At 66.0% G+C, this 1,293-nt stretch carries 1 protein-coding gene and 2 pseudogenes; 1 reads left to right on the forward strand and 2 read right to left on the reverse strand.

Going from position 1 to position 1,293, the window contains the following annotated elements; translation table 11 throughout:
- A pseudogene (locus AC3EUV_RS38325) lies at nucleotides 1–157 on the forward strand (IS5/IS1182 family transposase); the annotation flags it as partial.
- A gap of 164 nt (nucleotides 158–321) precedes the next feature.
- Here the strand turns inward: AC3EUV_RS38325 and AC3EUV_RS38330 are convergent.
- A pseudogene (locus AC3EUV_RS38330) lies at nucleotides 322–487 on the reverse strand (IS5/IS1182 family transposase); the annotation flags it as partial.
- 41 nt (nucleotides 488–528) lie between these two features.
- Nucleotides 529–1,197, reverse strand: coding sequence for an HAD family hydrolase (locus AC3EUV_RS38335; RefSeq protein WP_435604894.1), 669 nt, complete (start codon nucleotides 1,195–1,197; stop codon nucleotides 529–531).
- Nucleotides 1,198–1,293 lie beyond the last annotated feature (96 nt).

Here is a 1,293-nt window from a genome sequence, read left to right on the forward strand (position 1 = left end):
CTTCGACAGCGAACGCTACAAGAAACGCAACACCGTCGAGCGAGCCATCAACCGCCTCAAGAGCTTCCGGGCTGTCGCCACCCGCTACGAGAAACGCGCCTACGTCTACCTCGGAACCGTCACTGTCGCGACCCTCATGATCTGGCTCCGAACATGATCCGAGAAACAGCGCCTAGATAGGGTCAGCCGACTCAGCTCTGGAGACGTGGCGAAGTCCGACCCTGCGGCACCCTTCGGGGGCCAGGGGGCCGGTAAATCGGCGAACGATCGCAACGACGGCCACGCCAGGACTATAGCGGTCCCAGGCGTCGGGACCTATGCCGTTTTCCACACCCGGTCCTCCAGCGGCAGACTCCACGGCCGTCCCCGCCGCATCTCGTGCGCGCCGTCACGCCGTAGCGCGGTGATCTTTGTCGACTCAGCGCGGGTTCAGCCCGGCGAAGGGGGCGGTCCAGGATGGCTCGGACGCCGTGATCACACCAGCCACACGAAGATCGTCCCAGTGATGCCCGATGCCGGCGGACGGGCTCAGGCTGTGGCATACCCGTGCGGTCCGGTCGCGAAGGCCAGGATGTGCGGGACCGCCTCACGCAGGCTGTCGAAGTGGCGGTGTACGCCCTCCACCGCGACCGCGGCGTTCACGCCCCAGACCGTCATCCCAGCCCGCAGTCCGGACTGCACTCCGGACGGTGCGTCCTCAATGACCAGGCAGTCTTCCGGCTCGGCACCCAGCTGTGCAGCGGCCCGCAGATACGGAACGGGAGAGGGCTTGCCCTCCTCAACAGTGGCCGCGTCCACGATCACGCCCGGCACCGGCAGGCCGGTCCTCAAGAAACGGCCGCGCACCCGGTGTTCGTAGTTCGAGGTCACCAGTGCCCAGGACTCCGTCGGCAGACTACGCAGCAGCTCCGACGCGCCGTCGAAGGCTGCATAGACGCCGGACCGCACGTCCTCGTCCTCCAACTCGTGCAGCGCGGCCAGGCATTCATGCGGATCGAGGTTCCCCGAGACCGCAGCGAACGCCTCCATCGGCCGCATCCGCAGGGCCACTTGGTACACCTCGTCCGCATCCAGCCCGTATCGCTTCGCCCACGCTCGCCACACCTGGCGCTGGTTGCTCACCGCGTCCATCAACGTGCCGTCGACATCGAACAGCACGTACCTCGAGCGGCCTGACTGCGCAGATTCACTGGTCACACGTCGATCATGCCAGGCACCTGCCAGACGATCACAGGGCAGCCCTTAGACCGTGTCCTATGTGGTGAGGCGGACGTATCGCTTGTAGCAACAGAT

Source organism: Streptomyces sp. bgisy130 (assembly GCF_057708345.1).